Origin of the sequence: Limosilactobacillus avistercoris, from assembly GCF_014836425.1 — a bacterium.
GTDB lineage: Bacteria > Bacillota > Bacilli > Lactobacillales > Lactobacillaceae > Limosilactobacillus > Limosilactobacillus agrestimuris.
On the sequence record NZ_JACSQW010000004.1, the window covers coordinates 25,247 to 43,579 of the forward strand.

An 18,333-nucleotide genomic window follows, 5' to 3' on the forward strand; every position below is an offset into this window, starting at 1 on the left:
TTATTGGTCAATGACATTGGCACGGTTAGGTGCGGTTTGAATTGCTTCCTTAACCGGATCATTTGAATCGGTTAGGTCGGATTTCTCATAAGCCGCTTGTACTGCCGCATCAATTGCCTTAACGTCAACGTTCTTGAAGCCTTGATTATCTAATGCCGTCTGCACTAGCCCCGCAGCCTTATTGAACTTGTCTTGACCTGTCATATCAGCAGATACGAGAGAGTTAACAGCTGTCATTGCTACCTGTTCGAGAAAACTCCATAGTTCCCGTGATTGAGCTGTCTTCGCATGGAGCGCCTTGTTATGGATAAAGGTTTCCCCGTATTTGAAGGCATAAAAAATAGCGGTTGAAATAACCGCCGTAATTACATATTCAGGGATTGCATTAATAATTTCGTTCATTTCGATTGACCTCCTCAAGATTGGTAATCCTTCGTTCGTGGTCTTGCAATTGTTCATCATGATGGATAAACTTCTTGTCGCCATCTTCAAGGCGATCATTAGCCTTAGCTTGCCATTTGTTGTATTCCTTCATGCTTGCCGTGAATTCCTTGAGCTGATTACGAATTGGCCCAAAGAGTTCAACGTCAGCCTTACTGATTACCCAACGAAGAATCACAACAACGGCTGTCAAAATAGCGATAATCGATGCCCATTCATCCCAATTCAAGCTAAAAAGTGAATGTGGTGTAATCCAATTCATTTCCTCACCTTCTATCCGTTAGCTTGTGAGGTGCTAGTTGAAGCACTCGCAGAAGCTGGTTGACTAGCACTGGTTGGGGTTGAAGCACTCGTGGAAACTTGGCTAGCACTAGTTGAGGCCGAATCGCTCGTAGAAGATGCTTGGCTAGCACTAGTTGAAGCACTCGTAGAAGCTGGTTGACTAGAGCTGGTTGGGGTTGAATCCGATGCGCTAGAAAGACTAGCAATTAAGCTGTTGAGTTTGCTTAATGTTTGAGCGTTAGCATCTGCAACAGCTTGCAACTGATCGCTAGTAACTCGTGACTTAATCGCAGTATTAATCGTAGTTAATTGTTGATTAAGTGCATCGACTTTTACGAACTGACTCATATCAGGTACTTCTCCAGCTGGTCCTTGAGCTTTTACCATTGTGTCTAAGCTGCCCACGAACCAATCACCGGTAGCTTTATCAATATGAGGAGTAACCCCGTCTTCACCTGGATCACCTTTTTCTCCCTTTACGCTATCTCCCTTATCACCTTTCGGCCCGCTTGGTAGTCCTAAGTCAATTCGATAAGTGTTAGGATCATTAGGTAACGGTGTCAGTAAGAACGTCGGCTGGGCGTCCGGTGCTAACTTAGTAATATTTCCGGCAATTAATTTAGGTGTTACCCCATCCTTACCGGCTGCCCCTTGTTTGAAAGCATTAACCTTTTGTAGTAAGTCGGCATAAACCGCTTGAAGTGTCTTGTTGGAGATGTTACTGATATCAGTTACACCCATTGTATTTTGGTCGATAGTAAAGAAGCAGTAGGATTCTGAAGGATAAACTTGTGTTTTCTTTGTTACCCCGTTAGTAATCCAGAGCTCAACTGCATAAGTATCTGGTTCCAACTGAGCTAAATCGGACGTATCCAGTTCTACATCTTGACTATTAGTAGCAACGTGTCCCGGAGCACTAGCAACATAGTCACCACTTTTTAGACCGTTTGCTTGAGCAATCTTAAAAGTCAATACATTACCATCATAACTGGGGGTTTTATCGTCGGTTTTTGGTATAAAGGTCATCACCGCATCGGTATCACCGAACTTCCAATTTCCCCAATCATTATTTAAAACAAGTGTTCGCATTTTTTCTCCTTTCTCAAAGCCGCCCATAATAAAAAGCGTGCGATTGCGTTAAATTTTTAACGCTTTCGTACGCTTTATTTATGTATTGTGATTTTCTATGGCGACTATGTATTTTTACGCTACCGGTTGAAGGATTTGATTAGCTTGTTCTTGTGACAAGTCACCAACTTCTACAAACAATTTGATATCATCTGCAGTGAACAATTTTAATTCATAATATGACTTGTAGACATTAAACATTACATCGTTAGCCATGTGATTACCTCCTACTTAGTTTCTGATTTTAATTCTGCAATACTTTTCATCATCGTAGCGTTAACTGTAGCTTGCAATTTAACTTGTCTTTGCAAATCAGCATTTGTTTTCATTAAACTAGCCATCATTTGCTGTTGTGGACTAGGTTGAATTGATTCTTTACCGCCATTAAGATAGTCAGTCTTTTGCCACTCTTCCTTGGTCATTCCAAACCAGCGGAGTTGTTCTTCATCAAACCGTGGAGTCCCATAAAGGCCGTCGGCAGGTTTGATATAAGTTTGACCAACAAGTAATTGAGAGCCACGAGGAACGTTGATTACCCCAACTAACTTATTTTTATTAGTTGTATCGTATACCCATGCTTGAACTGTATCGTTGTTCATGATTTAACCCCCTTACTTCAATTGGTCAGGACTTGCAACAAACGAAAACTCATACGTAATATTAGCAGCATCATTGTAAGATTCTGAATTGTAGTCACTATTTGAGTTCCATAATCCAATTTGTTGAAAATGACTACCTTCATCAGGAGCACATTTCATAGCTCGACGGGCAGTGCTACCAGCAGGAATGAGCATAACGGTTGCTCCTGCTGGCAAGTTTGCAAAGTCCACCTTTGACGACAGCGGATTCGTCGCAAAATTAATATTTTTCCATGACTTTTCAGGGAAATGAGTCCACCCCATGATAAAGCCGATAGCGATGTTTTGAATGTAAACCAGGCAACCGCCACACCATCCGGTACACCCATTGATCATAGTTCCATTAAAGTATTCGTATGTAACTTTGTTTTTTTCTATTTGCTCGGTGACATTTGCCTTCACTGCATTCATTTGACTAGTAATGCTAGAACTCAATGTGTTCATCTGACTAGTTAATTGTTGACGGAATGGGTTAACAATTCCGCTAATTAAATCAACCGTTTCTGGTTTGTTAAGGACAGCGTGTTGCTCAATCAAATCGGTGTAAGCCCCAACAGTGGTCTTCATAGATTCAATTTGGTTCAACAACTGTTGAGCGTTCATTTCTCGCAAGGCCTGATTGATTTTAGTTCGGGTCTTTTCCAATTCAGGAATAAATGGCCGGACGCTGATCCCCATTTCAACTTGGCTTGGCAGAACATTTAAGGTTAAGTTAACTGTTGAGATGTCAGAGCCATCTTCGCCTTGAATCTTGAAATAGGCTTCTTGCCACTTGCCCTCTTTTTGAAAAATCCCATCCGGAAAGTAAAAGGTAATTAGCCCTAATTGCCGGTCATCACCCGGTTGGTCATCATCAAAACCACCAGCTGCCGCAAACGGAGTGGCATTGCTGTCCTTACCATAAAAGGTCATCTTCTTGTTAGTCATGTCAATGGAATTACTGCCCGACTTAATATGAAGCTTGCAGTAAGCCTTAGCATCACCAACTCGTGCTTGGAAGTAATTAGTTAAGTCAACAAAAGTCGAGACTGGCTTTTCAATATCAACTTCTAAGTAATCTTTATAAGCCATTGTTTATCTCCTTTCTATGCGTGGAACTTAGTGAGAACCGCCAGTAAATCATTTAAAGTAGTCTGAACTTGGTCCCAGTTGTTGTTCAAAGTAGTTTGATAGCTGGTATCAATCATCAAATTCAATGGTCGAACCAGCTCAATATAATCAAAGTCTTGCCTCGTCCGAATATTAGCAAAGCCGTTAGAGCGAAATACTCCAACGGCTTTATTAATTTCTAATTCTAGTTGGTCGAATACATGAACAATATATAGCCATGCGTTCCGGTCTAATCCAGAACTTCGTAATTGTAGATGATCTGGTTTAGCACCTACATCGTCACCTAGCAACTTACCAAACCGGTTATAAATTGTGTTGATTGCAGAGAGACACTGTTCATAGTTGTGCTTGGTATTAATGCCCAGGTCGAACGGCTTATCAATGTGGGTCAAGCTAACTTTAGTGACCGTTGCATCAGAACCCGATTCGACTTTTAAGAATGAACCATGTCGCATATTAATACTTGAGGTGACATTTTGAGGACCAGTCCACTTACTGAGGTCGTGAATATTAGCAGTTTGTACAACCATCTGACCGGAATCGGTAACACCGGGAACTGAACCAGTAATGTGATCACAATAGAAGTAGATGGTATCACCATCAACTAAGGTTTCCCCAGCTTCATACCAGATTGTTTTACCATTCTCATCTGAATGTTCGATGTTATTCTTAATCAGCGTGTACGGTCCCATATATGAATCGGCTTCATACAACCAGTAAGCATCAATTGACAGGTAATACTTACCATTCATCTTCCAGATGTGCGGGTCCATTCCATGATCTTCATTGACCATCTGCCACGAATTAGTAACTTCACCCGTTTCGGGGTCAAAGTCAGCCACGTAAACGTGTCGAGAATCGGATACCGCACCCCAGACCAGATGCCAATTATCACTGTAATCAGTGAAGAACTCTGGGGCCCAGATATCTGTATAACCGTCACGCTGTAAGAACGATACGTCAAACGACTTAAACGTTTGAAAATCCTTAGTGCGGTACAACCCGGTCGTCCCCGTAATCCAGTAGTAATCATTGTACTTAGCGATATTACCATCACGTAAATTGCCTAATTGTGGGAACTCAGCAATTAACGTCCAGTCAATTGCATCATTTGAACCACACAAAGCAGGTGTAGCTTTCCAAAGATTAGAACTATTTTCTCCAGCTGGATCAAAGCCAAAATAGATGAACTTGTACTGTTCAATCTCGCTCAAAATATCAGTCTCAGTGTTTACTACTTGGCTTCTAATGCCAATCCAGCTAGCTAATGCCTCACCCATAGATTTGTATGTTACATCAGTTGGATGAATCTTATCCGGTGCCAATTGTGAAGAGCTAGTAACAACTGGATTGTCTCGCCAGTCATAGACTTCAGCGTTGTTATTTCGAGCAATCTGAACTACTGCATCATTAATCATGTTCTGACTAACGCCTACAGCGTTCTTCCATGTCATGTCCCCACTGCCAACAGCATAATCACGAATTGGCGTTACCAAACGAATTTGAATATTGGGGTTATCAGACTTGATTTTATCCAATCCTTGCTGATAACCATCTTTTAAAGTATTTAACGATTCGCCTTGAGCCCCAAAATCATTAGTCCCATACATGATGATTACCATGTCATAATCTTTGAAATTATAGTTGTTGACTACAGAACTAAAACAATTATTACCAGAATTGACCAAAGTTCCACCAATTCCAGCGTTTGTTACTGTGTTGCCGGTTTTTGCTTCGATTGTGTTGGCTAACGTGTATGGTGTAACTTGAGAGCCATTCCATCCTTGAGTGATTGAATCACCCAACATAATAATCTTCATGTTAATCGCCTACTTCTTCTTGCTGTTGTTTTGTAAATCAGCTAGTTTTTGCTTTAATTCATCGTTCTGTGCTTGTAATGTAGCAATTTCAATTTCAAGGTTAGCATTGCGAATTGCTAGCTTAGTTAATACACCCTTAGTTTCCATTATCTTTGTTCTCCTTCTTTAATTGCGCTACCTGCATCTGCAATGAAGCGATACTCTTCATCATCGAAGCTTGAATCGTCTGTTGCGGTGTGGGCGTTGTCTTCGTTTCAGTCTCAGCACCAATCACATTCACCTTAGATGGGTCACCGCCATTTTCCTTAGTGAGTTGCTTCTGTTCCTTAATTGCTTCAGCCATCATCTGCTGTTGAGCTGACTTGAGCAAGCTATCATCAACATCTGGAAAAATCGGTGTGCCATCATCGTTATAGCCAACCGGGTTATCTGTTCCCATTGTCATCACATTAGGCGTTGAACCATCACCATTAAGAACTACCCGCATCCGAGCAATCAATCGGTTGTCGTCATTTTTAACTTCATCGGTTAAAACTACCGTCTTCTTCATCTTTAGCCTCCATAACTGTTATAAGCACCAATTCCTGTGTTCCTATCTGGAGTATAGTAACGACCATCGGCATCAAATAACGTCACCCTACCAGATTTAGGGAAACAAATTCCTCCCCAGTTTGCGCCATCTTGAACTAGAGCTGGATACTTTTCACCACCATCCCAGTTAGACCAACTAACCCAGACTGCTTGGATGCTGTGATCAGCACCGGGAGGTAAGATATGCAAATGCGTATTAACGTGCATTCCTGCTGGATAACCACTTCTTGAAGTTGCCGAATAAATGACATCTAAATTGTGAAAAGTTGTTCCCTTCTCGTTTACTTTTTTGCCATTTCCCAAGGCAAGAAATGAAGCCGGTTGATTGCCCGTTGTATAGTCATTATCATCAACTCCCGTCAAGAACGCTAAGCCATTCGCTCCATCAGTTATTTCGGTACCGACTGCATTAACCGGAGATACTTGTAGTTCAGTAAAATCACGATCGCTTTCTTTACCGTTACGGTCATTCTTATAATGAACACGTTGAATCATTCGTAATCCATCAGCAGTAAGTCGCATCCGGTAACTAGCAGATCTTGTATAAGTGTCTGGATGATCGGGATTATCCGGTTGATCAGGAATATTCCCATTGCCAGATGAACCGCCACTATCATCAGGTTGGTTAGCAATCGCTGCAAATGAATTCATCAAAGAAGCGGCTTGAACAGCATTATTATCTGTTTGGCTTGAGCTAGCTAAAGAATCATTTGAATTAGCTGATGAGTCCGGCTCTTTTCTATCAATACTCGAATATAACGAAGAAATTTCGATTCCCTCACGACCAAGTTCAATCTCGTTACCGAATTTATCAGTCAAAGGAATTGTAATATGACCCGTTGTCAATTTATCCAGGCTCAAGTTAGCAATTGCCGCATCAGGAATAAAAGCTTTTCCAGAGAAGACAACCGAATCTGCATCTAAGAAAAGTTTCTTAGATTGAATCAAGGTCTGTCCGGCTTCCATATTAAGCTGACTGATTAGGTCACCTTTAGCTACTCGAGCATTGATATTGTCACTTAATTGACTAATCTTGCTTTCATAATCTTTTGTATTAACCTTACTTTGAACTAAATTATTTAGTTGGGTAATTTGTGACTCATCAGCCTTTGTTTTGATGGTTGATTGTAGCCCCGAAATTGAAGCCGTGATGTTTTGAATATCTCCAGACAGGCTAGTGATTGATTCATTTATTTCTCCAGCTTTTTGTGTAATCGAGGATTCAACCAAAGATTTAGTAGCAAAGTCTCTGTTATTGATTGCTTTTTCAACATCCTCTGAGCTTACCTTTGAAGAAATCTGGTCAGCAAGTATTTTCTGTTGAGCCTGCTGTTGTTGCACCGTTTGATTAATCGTATTAACTGTCTGTGAATCGGCTTTTAGCTGAATCTCTTTTGTATTATTACTAATCTCAGTACTATGTTTATCAACTTGAGCTTGTAGGTTAGCAACATCATTGCTGGTTGCTTGCTTAGTCCACCCAGACCAAGAACCATTCCAATAACGTACCCAGGTATCAACAGCATTATCTCGCATTAAAGTTTGTTTAACCCGGTCACCAGTTCCCTCAACTGTGAAGTAAAACCATCCTGCATTCGGTGTATTCCTTGCTTGCATATCACGATAAACAATTCGTGTCGCAGTTTTGTAGTTATTTGCATCAAAAGGACCACTAACAGTTTTCCACTCAACTTGATTTTTAATACCGTTTAAATCAGTAGCTATCCCGTTAACCGTTGTCTGTTCTGCCTTAGAACGAACTTCTCCAGCAACAACAGACACCTGAGCATTGATATCCTCTAATCTCTTGTTAGTTGAATCAATTGTTGCTTGGTCAACCTTACCAGATAGCTCTTTTTGAGTTGCTTCTACACTAGCCTGAACTGTCGTAACCGTATTAGCAACGCTGTTAATTTGCTTAGCATTATTATCAGCAGTCGCTTGTGCCTTACTAGCACTAGAATTTGCTTGATTAGCGGTTTCCTGTGCCTTATTAGCATTTGAACCAGCTTGGTCAGCCTTTGAAGTTGCAACACTTGCTTGACTAGCTGCATTGTTAGCCGTCTTCTCAATCCCTGAAAGATTAATTGAGACGTTGTTAGCTGTTGCGTTTGCTTCCATTGCCTGTGAGTTGGCATTTGTAGCAAGCAATTTTGCATCACTAGCGGTAGTAGTAGCTGTCAGTACGTCCGACTTAGCATTGCTTGCGATAACACTAGCTTCGCTAGCCGTGACTTTTGCTTCAGTAGCGGTGCTATTAGCGTCTTGTGCTACTGCTTTAACACCGTTCGCTGTTACTACCGCTGTTGCTGCATTTGACTTAGCATCACTTGCGGTAACACTTACTTCACTAGCTGTTTGCATTGCCGTAGTGATATTACCTTGAGCATCTTTCATATCAGACTCAAGCTTATCTGCACGAGCTTCTACGGTAGCAATTCGTTTGCTGTGATCAGTTAGTGAAGCTTGAATGCTAGTTGCCGTCTTAGTCAGATTAGATATATCGCCTTGCGCTGATTCAATCTGCTCTGATAGACCTTTAGCGGTTGTTTGAACCTGTGCAATGTTGCCTTGTGCATCTTTCAAGGTATCTGTCAGCTTATCGGCCTCTTGCTTTACTTGTGTAAAGTTATCCTTCAGACCGCTTATTGTCGTTGTTTGACTCTTGGCAGTCTGTTCAACCTTACTTAAACGACCAGAGGCATCTTCTAGCGAAGTTTCCACACCGTCAGCCGTCTTCTGGAGCTTACTAATATTTCCTTGGGCGTCGGTCATGTTATCGGTTAACGACTTAGCATCCGCCTGTAAAGTGTGAATATTCTTCTCGTGATCAGCAATCGTGGTCTTAACACCATTAACATCAGTTTGCAAGGTTGTAATATTACCTTGGACACTACTAATCTGTTCTGTTGTGCCTTTAGCAGTCTGCTGAAGCTTGTCAATATTACCTTGAGCATCTTTCAGCGTTGTCACTAGGCCATCTGCTGTCTGCTTAACTTGCGATATATTACCTTGCACAGTGCTCAACGTTGTTGATTGCTCTTTGGCGGTCTGTTCAACTTTGCTGAGCCGTCCGCTTTGATCCGTGAACTTGTTAGTCAGCCCAGCGGCGGTCGTCTGAAGTTTACTGATGTTACCCTGTGCATCTGCCATGATGTCAGTCAATGACTTAGCAGTTACCTGAAGGGTGTTGATATTTTTATCGTGGTCAGCAATTGTGGCCTTGATACCAGAGACATCGGTCTGGAGTGCTGTGATATCACCCTGGGCGGTAGTGATCTGTTCAGACAGGCCCTTAGCTGTAGTCTGGACTTTGGCAATGTTGCCCTGAGTATCCTTCAGGTTAGCAGTTAAGCTATCAGCTTCCTGCTTCACCTGCGACAGGTTACCCTGCACAGTACTTAACGTAGTTGACTGTGTCTTAGCGGTCTGCTCAACCTTGCTAAGACGCCCGTCAGCATCACTAAGCGTCGATGACAATTCTTTAGCAGTCGCTTGCAAACTAGCGATATTCTTACCGTGATCAGTCAGCGTAGCGCTTAACGAGTCAGCTAACGCCTTAACCGCTGCCAAATTGTTATTAGCATCTTTTAAGTTAGCAGTTAGACCATTAACGCTATCTTGTACTTGACTGACGTTTCCTTTAATATCGGCAATTGTCAGTTTCGTGCTATTGTCGTCAGTTTGCAGTTTCTCAATGGTCTTGCCTTGCTCTATTGCCTGATTAGTATAGCTATTAAGTTTCTTTGCCATATCGGCATTAGCTTGTTGGGCCGCCGCCACATCCTTGCGGTCTTGTGCAATCTTGTTATTAATGTCAGTAACGCTTGAATTGAGGGCTTGGCGATTGTCTGCAATTAGCTTTTGTGCACTCGTTAGTTGATCACTGGTGGTTGCTAAGCCCTTGCGATTTTGAGCAATGTCGTTGTTAATCTTAGCTACACTGTCGTTTATCAGCTTCTTATTTTGCTCAACAGCCGCTTGGGCCTTTAGTAGCCCACCGTGAGCGTCTGCTAAATCTTTTTTAGCAGCATCAATGTCACTTTGAAGTGCGTTAACACTATCTTGATTGGCGGACTTAGCACTAGCAACTTCGCTTTCAACTTTAGCTACGTCAGACCTGATATTAGCGGCATCACTAGAGGCATTGGCCCTTGCTTGCTGGATAGCAGCTGCCGCACTATTAACATCGTCCTGAGCCGCTGCAATAGCACTATTCATTGCTTTAATTGCATCGGAGTTAACCTTGCTATTGGCCACCGCTGAATCCGCTCGTTTAACAGCTTCACTAGCATTTGAAACAGCACTAGGAATTTCAGCAGTAGCAGAATCAACCTCTTTTTTGACTTTATCCTTAGTACCGGCATCCCATATAGCATCAATGTCTGCCCCATCAAAAATGAATCCATCAAAAGAAGCAAAGACATGAAAGCTTAGACCGTTATCACGTGAGTATCCCATGCCATATAGTTTAGGATTGTCAGTATCCCAACCTAATTTGCCAATGATCGGTTGAATATATTTATCGTTATCGCCTGGGCTTTGTACATTCTCATGTTGATTATTTGTCGCCATTGCCTTTACCCTCCGATCTGCTGATTTTGACCATATCATCCACCTGGTTTTTAGAGAATAATAAGTTGTCAAAATGATTTTCATTACGGCCACCAATAGCACCATAATAATCAAGTTGATCAACGTTTTTGTTAATTTGATTAATGTCTTGATACATAGCAAAAATGGCATCTTTCATAGTCAAACCATTGTTGTTCCAAGTTAGTTCAGAATCGGCATTGGGATTGAACGGGTTAAAATGATACCCCATTAGCGTGACCTCTGTGTTCATGCTATTCTCTGGGACGACAAGTCTTCCTGTATTGCCTAAATGAATGTCCATGTTACCAACATCAACAACGTTATTGCTTAAGGTTGTTGGCGGATCATGCTTGACAGTATTTTCTGTATAGTTCTTTAATGCATTCATATCATAGATAGAGTCCATAACGATTTGTGAGCCCCGATGCAGGCCATACTTCTTGATGCTATCTTCATCACGATAGTGGAAGTAAAGGGCATAATAAGTTTCTGATACAGATTGGGAGTTATCACTACTGTTAGATGGAATATTAGCACCACCTGATTTAATCATTGCTTGTGGGTCTAACCACGTTCCATCGTTACTAAAAGCATGGTGAAAAGCTTCAGGGAAGCTGTGTCGAGTAATACCAACATGTAAATGATTAGTAGTCCGACGACCAATTACTTGGCCCGTTTGAACATTGTCGCCAACGTTTACATAGATATCACTTGCAGAACCAAAGGCTTCCTGATATTCAACGTTCAATCCAGTTGAATCAGTGATTACGCAATACCAGTTAATGCCACCACTACCCCAAGCACGGCTAATTGTACACTTACCGCCGTGAATGGCATGTACTTCTGAACCCGGATGATCAATTGAACCAAAATCAAGGCCGTCGTGAAAACTATTAGTACGATAACCGCCATCATAGCCGAACTTTTGGGCTTGTGAGAATGTGCCTTCACCACAAGGGAAAGGCCATCCCCATCCACCTCCGCCTCCAGAAGAGACAGTATGGCCTCCCCATGCTTTAATTTGGTTGACACATCCTTGCAATGGTTTTCCATATCGTCCCATGTTTTCGTTGGCTAGTTCCATAACAGCTGCTGCGGTTCCTTGCAAATAAAGCCTACCAATAGTGCCTTTGCCAAACTCTTGGTTCCACTGCGCAGTTAATTGTGGACTAGCGTACGCTCCATATCCTGAAGCAGGTGTAAAACCGTCACTGAAAGCCCATTGTTTTATCCAATTGCATACACGCTGTGCATCGGCATACGGGTCGGACAAGTGGTTTCCAAAGTGATTTAACCAACTAAATGATGTCGGATTACCTTCTTGTAAGTCATATGCAAAAAACCACTCGGGACTAACGCCAGCACTCTTCACAGTATCGTATAGCTTATTAACATCTACTCCCCAAGCACGAACACGAACATCACGGTTAGCGAAGTCTTGACACATTTGGCCCTTATTAACACCAAAGCTAGCGTTAATCGGCGATTTAGCAAATCCAACAGCGCTATCAAGGTTACCACCGCCACCAGCACCACCATTAATGTCTTTTTCCATCTTCCCACCATAAACATCGCATTCGTTAACCATATCGTTACCATCCATTTGAATGTTGACATTGGTTGTGTTGTTCATGTAGTAAAAGACTTGATCGGTTGGCCGTTTCAAAGATGGTAAGTCGTAAATTTCAAGAACAAAATTGTTAGGGATATAGTAAGCACCAAAAGTTACTAAATTTTGCCCTAGCCACTCATACAGTGATCCCGTGCAGTCAACAGCCGCTTGCGGGAAATCACCATGTAACTCATATTTAATGCCTTGATCGTTACCGTTAAAGAATTGATCTAACCGGTTCTGAAGTGTATAAGTTTGCTGTTCATCGGTTTTCTTAATTACTTCAGCTGGTTGTTGCTGATCACTCTTATCGTCACTAGAATCAGACGAATCATTTCCGCTTACATCAGGATTGCCTTCAGTAGGCTGCTTTTTATCCAAGCGGACGTTTTTCATTAGGTCAATCAACATAGCATTTGCTGTTACGTGCATCGTTGGCAAGCCGTTATCATCAAGGCCTTCTTCTAACTGTTGAATTACATAATATTGATCTTTGTACCACAGATAGCGCTTCATTTTTAGCATGTTGAAAGCATACTTATACTGCTCGGTGTAAGTTGCAGTAAATGAGATTTCATATGCAGAGTTAATTTGAAAATTAACTTGAAATGAATTAAATAAATCATTCCAATCGAAAGGTTCGGCCATTGTATCAGTCTGATTATTCAGATTATTAGTAATTTCGAGCAACTTCATGATAGCCACCAGAAAGGAAAGTCAAAAGAAACTTTTCCTGAGAAGTTCTGGATTTCAATGATATTTGGCCCTTTGTCGAGAACTATAACGCCGCCATCGCAATTTAGATAATCAGATTTACCATTTAGTGTTGGCCTAACACCATTGATAACATACCTACCATTAAAATTAGACTTCTTGGTTTTGCTTCCATCTTTTGAATCAGTAACCATTCCAGTTCTACCAAACTCGGTATTAGTTGTATTGTTAACAATCTTCATATTGCCACTTGAACTCCCATCAAGAGTTATCTTCAGCTCATGCCCACGCCGTTGTGGGTCAATCATGACGTTTGATGGGTTATAAACCGTAAAATAGTTGCTGGTGAATGTGTAATGTAGTTTCTTATCAGGGAAATTATTACCAAATCCAAGGTAGTCTTCATAGTTGACCGATGTAGTAACACTTCGACTCAATCCAATAAGGTCAGTAAAGGTTACCGTAGCAGACCAGCTATTAGCGGTAAACGTAGGCGCTGATAGTTTGGCTTTAACATAGTACATTCTTTGAGGCCATTGAGAGAAACAAATCCAGTAAGCTTCACGGCTAACCAGAAATCTCTGTAATGCGTCATAAGCTAATAGAGAATCGCTTTCATCAATATTATCCATTGCAACTACCTGCATTGTAATCTGTCGAGTATCGTACGAGCTTGAAAGTAATCGTTGTCCGTCCATTAGCCCAACCTTTTTCAGGTTGTCGGTTTGAACAGCCGGCTGAACGTCAGGAGAACGATAACAGTAAACTCCCTCAAGATCCGGAATATCAAAACAACTATCCCAAGTCTTACCATCAGCTGAAATTGAATACTCAATCGGTTGGTAATAATAATACTTTCTTGCACCTACCCCATTCTCAGTAGGAAGCAAGAAAGGATACATACTTGGCACATCCTTTTTAGTTGAGAAAACTTGAACCATCTATCTTCCTCCCTTCATCATTCCAATTCGTTTAGCGTTGTACTTATTAGTAGCTCTAGCAGCGTCATCAACAAAGGCAACAGGTTGTAGGTTAATTCCATCAATCCGTTCGATTACCTGTTTTACTAATCCTACAAGCGGGTTAGTTGAATCACTGTTCTGTGATACCAGGTAATTTGCTGGTTGATATTGAGCAGTGGCAATTTTCGGCATTGTGAACCGGATATTAGGGTTGCGGTGTATAACGTCCCTAGCTGCTTCTTGAATCAATTTCATGGCGTTTGGCTTATTAGGGTTGATAACGTATTCATCACCATCTTCACCAACCAAGCCAAACTGAGCCTGCATGATGTGACCACCATTAGCCCAGCCATGACCATTACCGATATTGCCCCAGCCACCTTCGCCACCGTGATTAAGTGCGTTGATAGCAGCTAAAATCTGGTCAAAACCTTTGTTAATGTCGTGGTACTTACCAACCGCCCACGTGTTAAACGTTGACAGAATGAATTGCAGTAACCCTTGTGACGGGTGCCCTGCCTTAGCGTTGCTATCCCAATTGTTAGTAATTACTTCACGACCACCTGATTCAGTTTGAATCTGCCGTAACAGTTTAGAAATTTGCCAACCGGCGATGTGGAAATGAAGCAAGCGAGCAGCAGATTTAATTACGGGAGTCCAGTCACCATTGATTGGTTCCTTAATAATTCCTAGCAAGTCCTTTAAGACGTTAGCAATCCCCCGAGAGAAACCGATAGCAGTAGCTTTACCAAAGGTTGGCACAATCGGAGTACTTGAACTCCAATTAGTAACCTTTAAGACTAAATCACGTGAAGCCTTTACCGGGTTATTGATAAATGCTTCAGCAATCTTATCCTGTTCATCCTCTGAAAGTGTTCCACTGTCATAATGTGGAATTGAATTAGCACGCAGAATTGGGTCAGAATGTTCAGCGTCAATAACTTGTGAACCTGGTTCTAGATTAACTAGACGATTTAACCCAGCAAATACTTGCCAGCCACTTGATGGTTGCCAGACAAGTTCTTGCTTATGCGGACCAAGTCCATCATTGACCATTGCCAAGCCACCTGGGTGACCCGAGTAACCACTCATTGATGTCCCTCGTGCATAGTGAATTGAACTTAGCTTCTTATCACCGCCAAAGTCACCAATAACGTTATTGATAGCTGAAATACCACTGTTCAACCGGCTAACAATTCCTGACATTGCCCTTTGAGCAATCCCAGGGAGTTTCTCAAAACCACTCCGCATTGAGCTAACAACATCGCTTACCCAGCTTCGCCAACCGCTTAAGAACTTACTAGTAAAACTAGATTCTCGACTTTCAATTGAGGATAATCGACTTGAAACAGTGCTATTAACCTTAGATAACCCCCGAGATGGGTAGGTATCAATATGTTCCCAAGCATTCTTCCAATCCCGATCAAAAAGACGACCGAAAGAGCGCAGTTCTTTTTCGATCGTCTTTGTCATTGATGAGAACTTACCAACGAAACTATGCTTACCACTCATCGACTTATCAGCAACAGTCATTTGCTGAGCCAGTTCTTTACCAAACTGATACTTTTTAACTGTCTTGTATAGGCTAACAACACTATTATCTAAGCGGTCAAGCGGGTTATTCTTACCCTTGAAGTCCTTGAGCGCCTTATCCATTGTCTTGAATGAATCGGCAGATGTTTTGACTGGTTTAGCTAACTCTTTCCAGTATTTTGCACTCCGATTGACGGAAGTGTTCATCTTATCAAGAGTTTTGGTAAGATTTGCTTTCTTGAGTTCGCTAGATAGCTTCTTAATATATTGAGCAATCTTATTATTTTTTAGATTTTTCTCAAGCTTAGGTAAATCTTTGTTGAGCTTAGCGAATGCATCGTTCTTTCCCATTTCCTTGTTAAAGGAATTGAGTGATTTGAATGCCGCACCAATCTTCTTAATTGGAGTTGCTAACTTATCCCATGCCTTAATCGACTTATTGAGTCGACTATTCATGCCGTTAAGCTGTTTAGTCGGGTCATTCTCTTTGATAGCTGCTTTTAGTTTCTTCAATGAACCAATGTAATCAGTGATTGCTTTGTTCATTGCTTTAACGTTGGCAATATCAGTCTTTGAGTAGTGATTACCACCTAAAGACTCGACAACTTGTTGAGATGGTTGCTTTGAACTGCTAGAAGAGTGTTTACTCGATGGAGTAGATTCACCGTTCCACCAATTCTTGAACTTATCCCATTCTTTACCAGCCCAGCTAATCATTCCAGACCATGCTTTTTGGAATTTGCCAACAAGAGTTGAAAAACTGATCTTCCCTTGGATTAATTCTCCAAGTGTGTAGCCAAGTTTATAAGCGCCTTTCAAAATTCCAGCGATACCCTTTAATAGATATCCACCAAAAACCTGACCTGCCATTGAACCAACTGCTGCACCAGCGGGTCCACCAAGATAACCACCAATACCAGCGCCAATTAATCCACCAGCGCCTCGGCCTATCTCTTTAAGACGATCTCCCTTGAATGAAGGCGTTAGTCCACGTGCTAAATCAATAGCACTTAATCCAATAGTTATACCGGCTCCTAGTTTCCCAGCAATTCCTTTACCTAGCGATTGTAAGCCGGTAATACCTCCGGCAAAGCGTGCAAGCAATCCCTTGCTTACGGCTTCACCTGTTTGCTGACCGGCTCTACCACCAATGATTGGTAACGTTCTAACAAAGCGACCCCATGAAGCCTTAAAACCTCGTTCATCAAGATAAGGAGCTATTTGTACACCTTGCTTTTCAATGTTGCCATAACGAGCTAATCGAGTAGTAGCAGCTGCATCGACTACTTTTGCTTCTCGACCATTGGCAAGGTGCATTAAATCACCAAATAAGCCACCGGTAGGAGATTGAACTTTACTTAATGTAGCAATTGCCAGCATATTTTTGTAAAGCTCATTCATTGCCTTCGCAGCACCCATAATTTTAGTTGTCACAAAGTAGGTAGCCCATACACGACCGATAATCTGTAAAGCGGTTTGGTGCTTAGCAATCTCAGCGAAAGCGTCAGCAATTCCTTTCATCCCTGAGCTGTGAACGCCCGGAATTAGATGCAAGAAATCAGACAGCGCATAGATGAATCCGGTACCAACACTCTTGGCAATACTGCCTATTGAAGCAAATATCTTAATGATACTTGCGCCGTTACGAGCTAACCACTCTGAGAACTGGGTTACAGCATTAGTAAGACCGTTGACCATGTTGTCGAGTGCCTTACTGATCGAACCACCACCGAAAGCGTCAGCGAAAGATTTCATAATAGCAGCAACACCTACGTTAGCTGCATTACCAAGCTTGCTAAATTCTTTCTTAGTACGGTCATCAGCAACCCATTCTGATACTTGTTTCATAATTGGGTTGATTGCCTTGTTGAGTGGGTCAACCATTGCACCAAGAAGTCCTTTACCCTCGGCTTTAATTTGTCGAAGCATGCCGGGTAAGGTACCCATTAAGTTGTCGGAAGCTTTTTTGTATCTGTCGCCAAGTTCATTCATAACCGCTTCGGCATCTTTAGCTGAAATTTTACCAGCCGAAATTTGCTTTCGCAGTTCGTTCATCGTTAATGATGAACTATGCTGAACCTTTTGCTCGTATTTAAGCAAAGCTTCACCAAACATTGGGAAAGCATCGGTAATTTGGTTCAATTCACCCAAGTGTAGCGTTGAAGCTGACAGCATGTGGGTAAAGTCCATCCCCACTTGGGTTAGACGGTCACCAGACAAGCCAATAGCGTCACCCATCGTCAGGAATGACTTAGTTAGCTTTTCTGTTTCTGGTTGATTATCAAAAACGTGGTAGAACTGTTGGGCTAATTCATCAGTAACATCGACTGACTGGCCTAAAGTATTAGAAAGATTGATGATTGACTTAGTCATCTTGTCGGCTTTACCGGCAGAACCGGTTAAAGTCGTCCAAGTAGCGTTCATCTTATCAAGCTCAGCATTATATTCAAACCCAGCCTTAACAGCACCCAGAATTCCGGTCTTCATCGTTCCTAGTGCTGTGCTAATACCGTTGAATACGCCTTGCCCGATAGCAGTTCCGGCAATAATATCACGTAAACGGTGAGCACTCTCTCCCGTTTTACGCATATCAGCTTGGATTGAGTTAAAAGTAGTTGAAGCACGCTCTCGAAGCTGATTAAAAGAATTAAGAATCCCACCTGTACCACTAACACTCATTCGTGTTTCGTGACGAGTTGGGATTCTCTTTGTTTTTTCATCAATCTCATTGAGTTTATTAGACGCTTGGTCTTGAACACCAACATGAATATCCTTGCCTTGATCATGCTTCAGCTTCATATATTCGTTTTGAATTGCCTGAAGCTGAGTAATCGCGTTACCAATGACGTTAATATCAATGTTGTTTCCGTATACGGCCATTATTTACCTCCTTTCTGCTTTGATTT

13 protein-coding genes are annotated in these 18,333 nt (G+C 41.8%); all 13 read right to left on the reverse strand.

Annotated elements, in window-relative coordinates:
• Complete coding sequence (locus H9564_RS02160) at positions 1-402, reverse strand: phage holin, LLH family (RefSeq protein WP_191683912.1); 402 nt, start codon at positions 400-402, stop codon at positions 1-3.
• Positions 386-703, reverse strand: a complete 318-nt coding sequence (locus H9564_RS02165) for a hypothetical protein (RefSeq protein WP_191683913.1) — start codon at positions 701-703, stop codon at positions 386-388. The genes H9564_RS02160 and H9564_RS02165 overlap by 17 nt, the downstream gene beginning before the upstream one ends.
• An 11-nt stretch (positions 704-714) precedes the next feature.
• Positions 715-1,812, reverse strand: coding sequence for a hypothetical protein (locus H9564_RS02170; protein WP_191683914.1), 1,098 nt, complete (start codon positions 1,810-1,812; stop codon positions 715-717).
• Positions 1,813-1,926: 114 nt separating this feature from the next.
• On the reverse strand, positions 1,927-2,067 hold the full coding sequence (locus H9564_RS02175) for an XkdX family protein (protein WP_191683915.1): 141 nt from the start codon (positions 2,065-2,067) through the stop codon (positions 1,927-1,929).
• 11 nt (positions 2,068-2,078) lie between these two features.
• Positions 2,079-2,450 carry a hypothetical protein gene (locus H9564_RS02180; protein WP_191683916.1) on the reverse strand — a complete coding sequence of 124 codons (372 nt, stop codon included), beginning with the start codon at positions 2,448-2,450 and terminating at the stop codon, positions 2,079-2,081.
• 12 nt (positions 2,451-2,462) lie between these two features.
• On the reverse strand, positions 2,463-3,560 hold the full coding sequence (locus H9564_RS02185) for a BppU family phage baseplate upper protein (RefSeq protein ID WP_191683917.1): 1,098 nt from the start codon (positions 3,558-3,560) through the stop codon (positions 2,463-2,465).
• Positions 3,561-3,574: 14 nt separating this feature from the next.
• Positions 3,575-5,419, reverse strand: coding sequence for a GDSL-type esterase/lipase family protein (locus H9564_RS02190; protein ID WP_191683918.1), 1,845 nt, complete (start codon positions 5,417-5,419; stop codon positions 3,575-3,577).
• A gap of 9 nt (positions 5,420-5,428) precedes the next feature.
• Positions 5,429-5,566, reverse strand: coding sequence for a hypothetical protein (locus H9564_RS02195; RefSeq protein WP_191683919.1), 138 nt, complete (start codon positions 5,564-5,566; stop codon positions 5,429-5,431).
• Positions 5,556-5,969 (reverse strand): hypothetical protein, encoded by a 414-nt coding sequence (locus H9564_RS02200; RefSeq protein ID WP_191683920.1) that lies wholly within the window; start codon positions 5,967-5,969, stop codon positions 5,556-5,558. Before H9564_RS02200 ends, H9564_RS02195 begins: the two co-directional genes overlap by 11 nt.
• A gap of 2 nt (positions 5,970-5,971) precedes the next feature.
• Positions 5,972-10,585 (reverse strand): alanine-zipper protein, encoded by a 4,614-nt coding sequence (locus H9564_RS02205; protein ID WP_191683921.1) that lies wholly within the window; start codon positions 10,583-10,585, stop codon positions 5,972-5,974.
• Positions 10,572-12,914: a phage tail protein gene (locus H9564_RS02210; RefSeq protein ID WP_191683922.1), complete on the reverse strand. Its 2,343-nt coding sequence runs from the start codon at positions 12,912-12,914 to the stop codon at positions 10,572-10,574. The genes H9564_RS02205 and H9564_RS02210 overlap by 14 nt, the downstream gene beginning before the upstream one ends.
• Complete coding sequence (locus H9564_RS02215) at positions 12,911-13,873, reverse strand: phage tail domain-containing protein (protein WP_191683923.1); 963 nt, start codon at positions 13,871-13,873, stop codon at positions 12,911-12,913. The genes H9564_RS02210 and H9564_RS02215 overlap by 4 nt, the downstream gene beginning before the upstream one ends.
• Positions 13,874-18,307: a tape measure protein gene (locus H9564_RS02220; RefSeq protein ID WP_191683924.1), complete on the reverse strand. Its 4,434-nt coding sequence runs from the start codon at positions 18,305-18,307 to the stop codon at positions 13,874-13,876. It abuts the gene before it with no gap.
• Positions 18,308-18,333 lie beyond the last annotated feature (26 nt).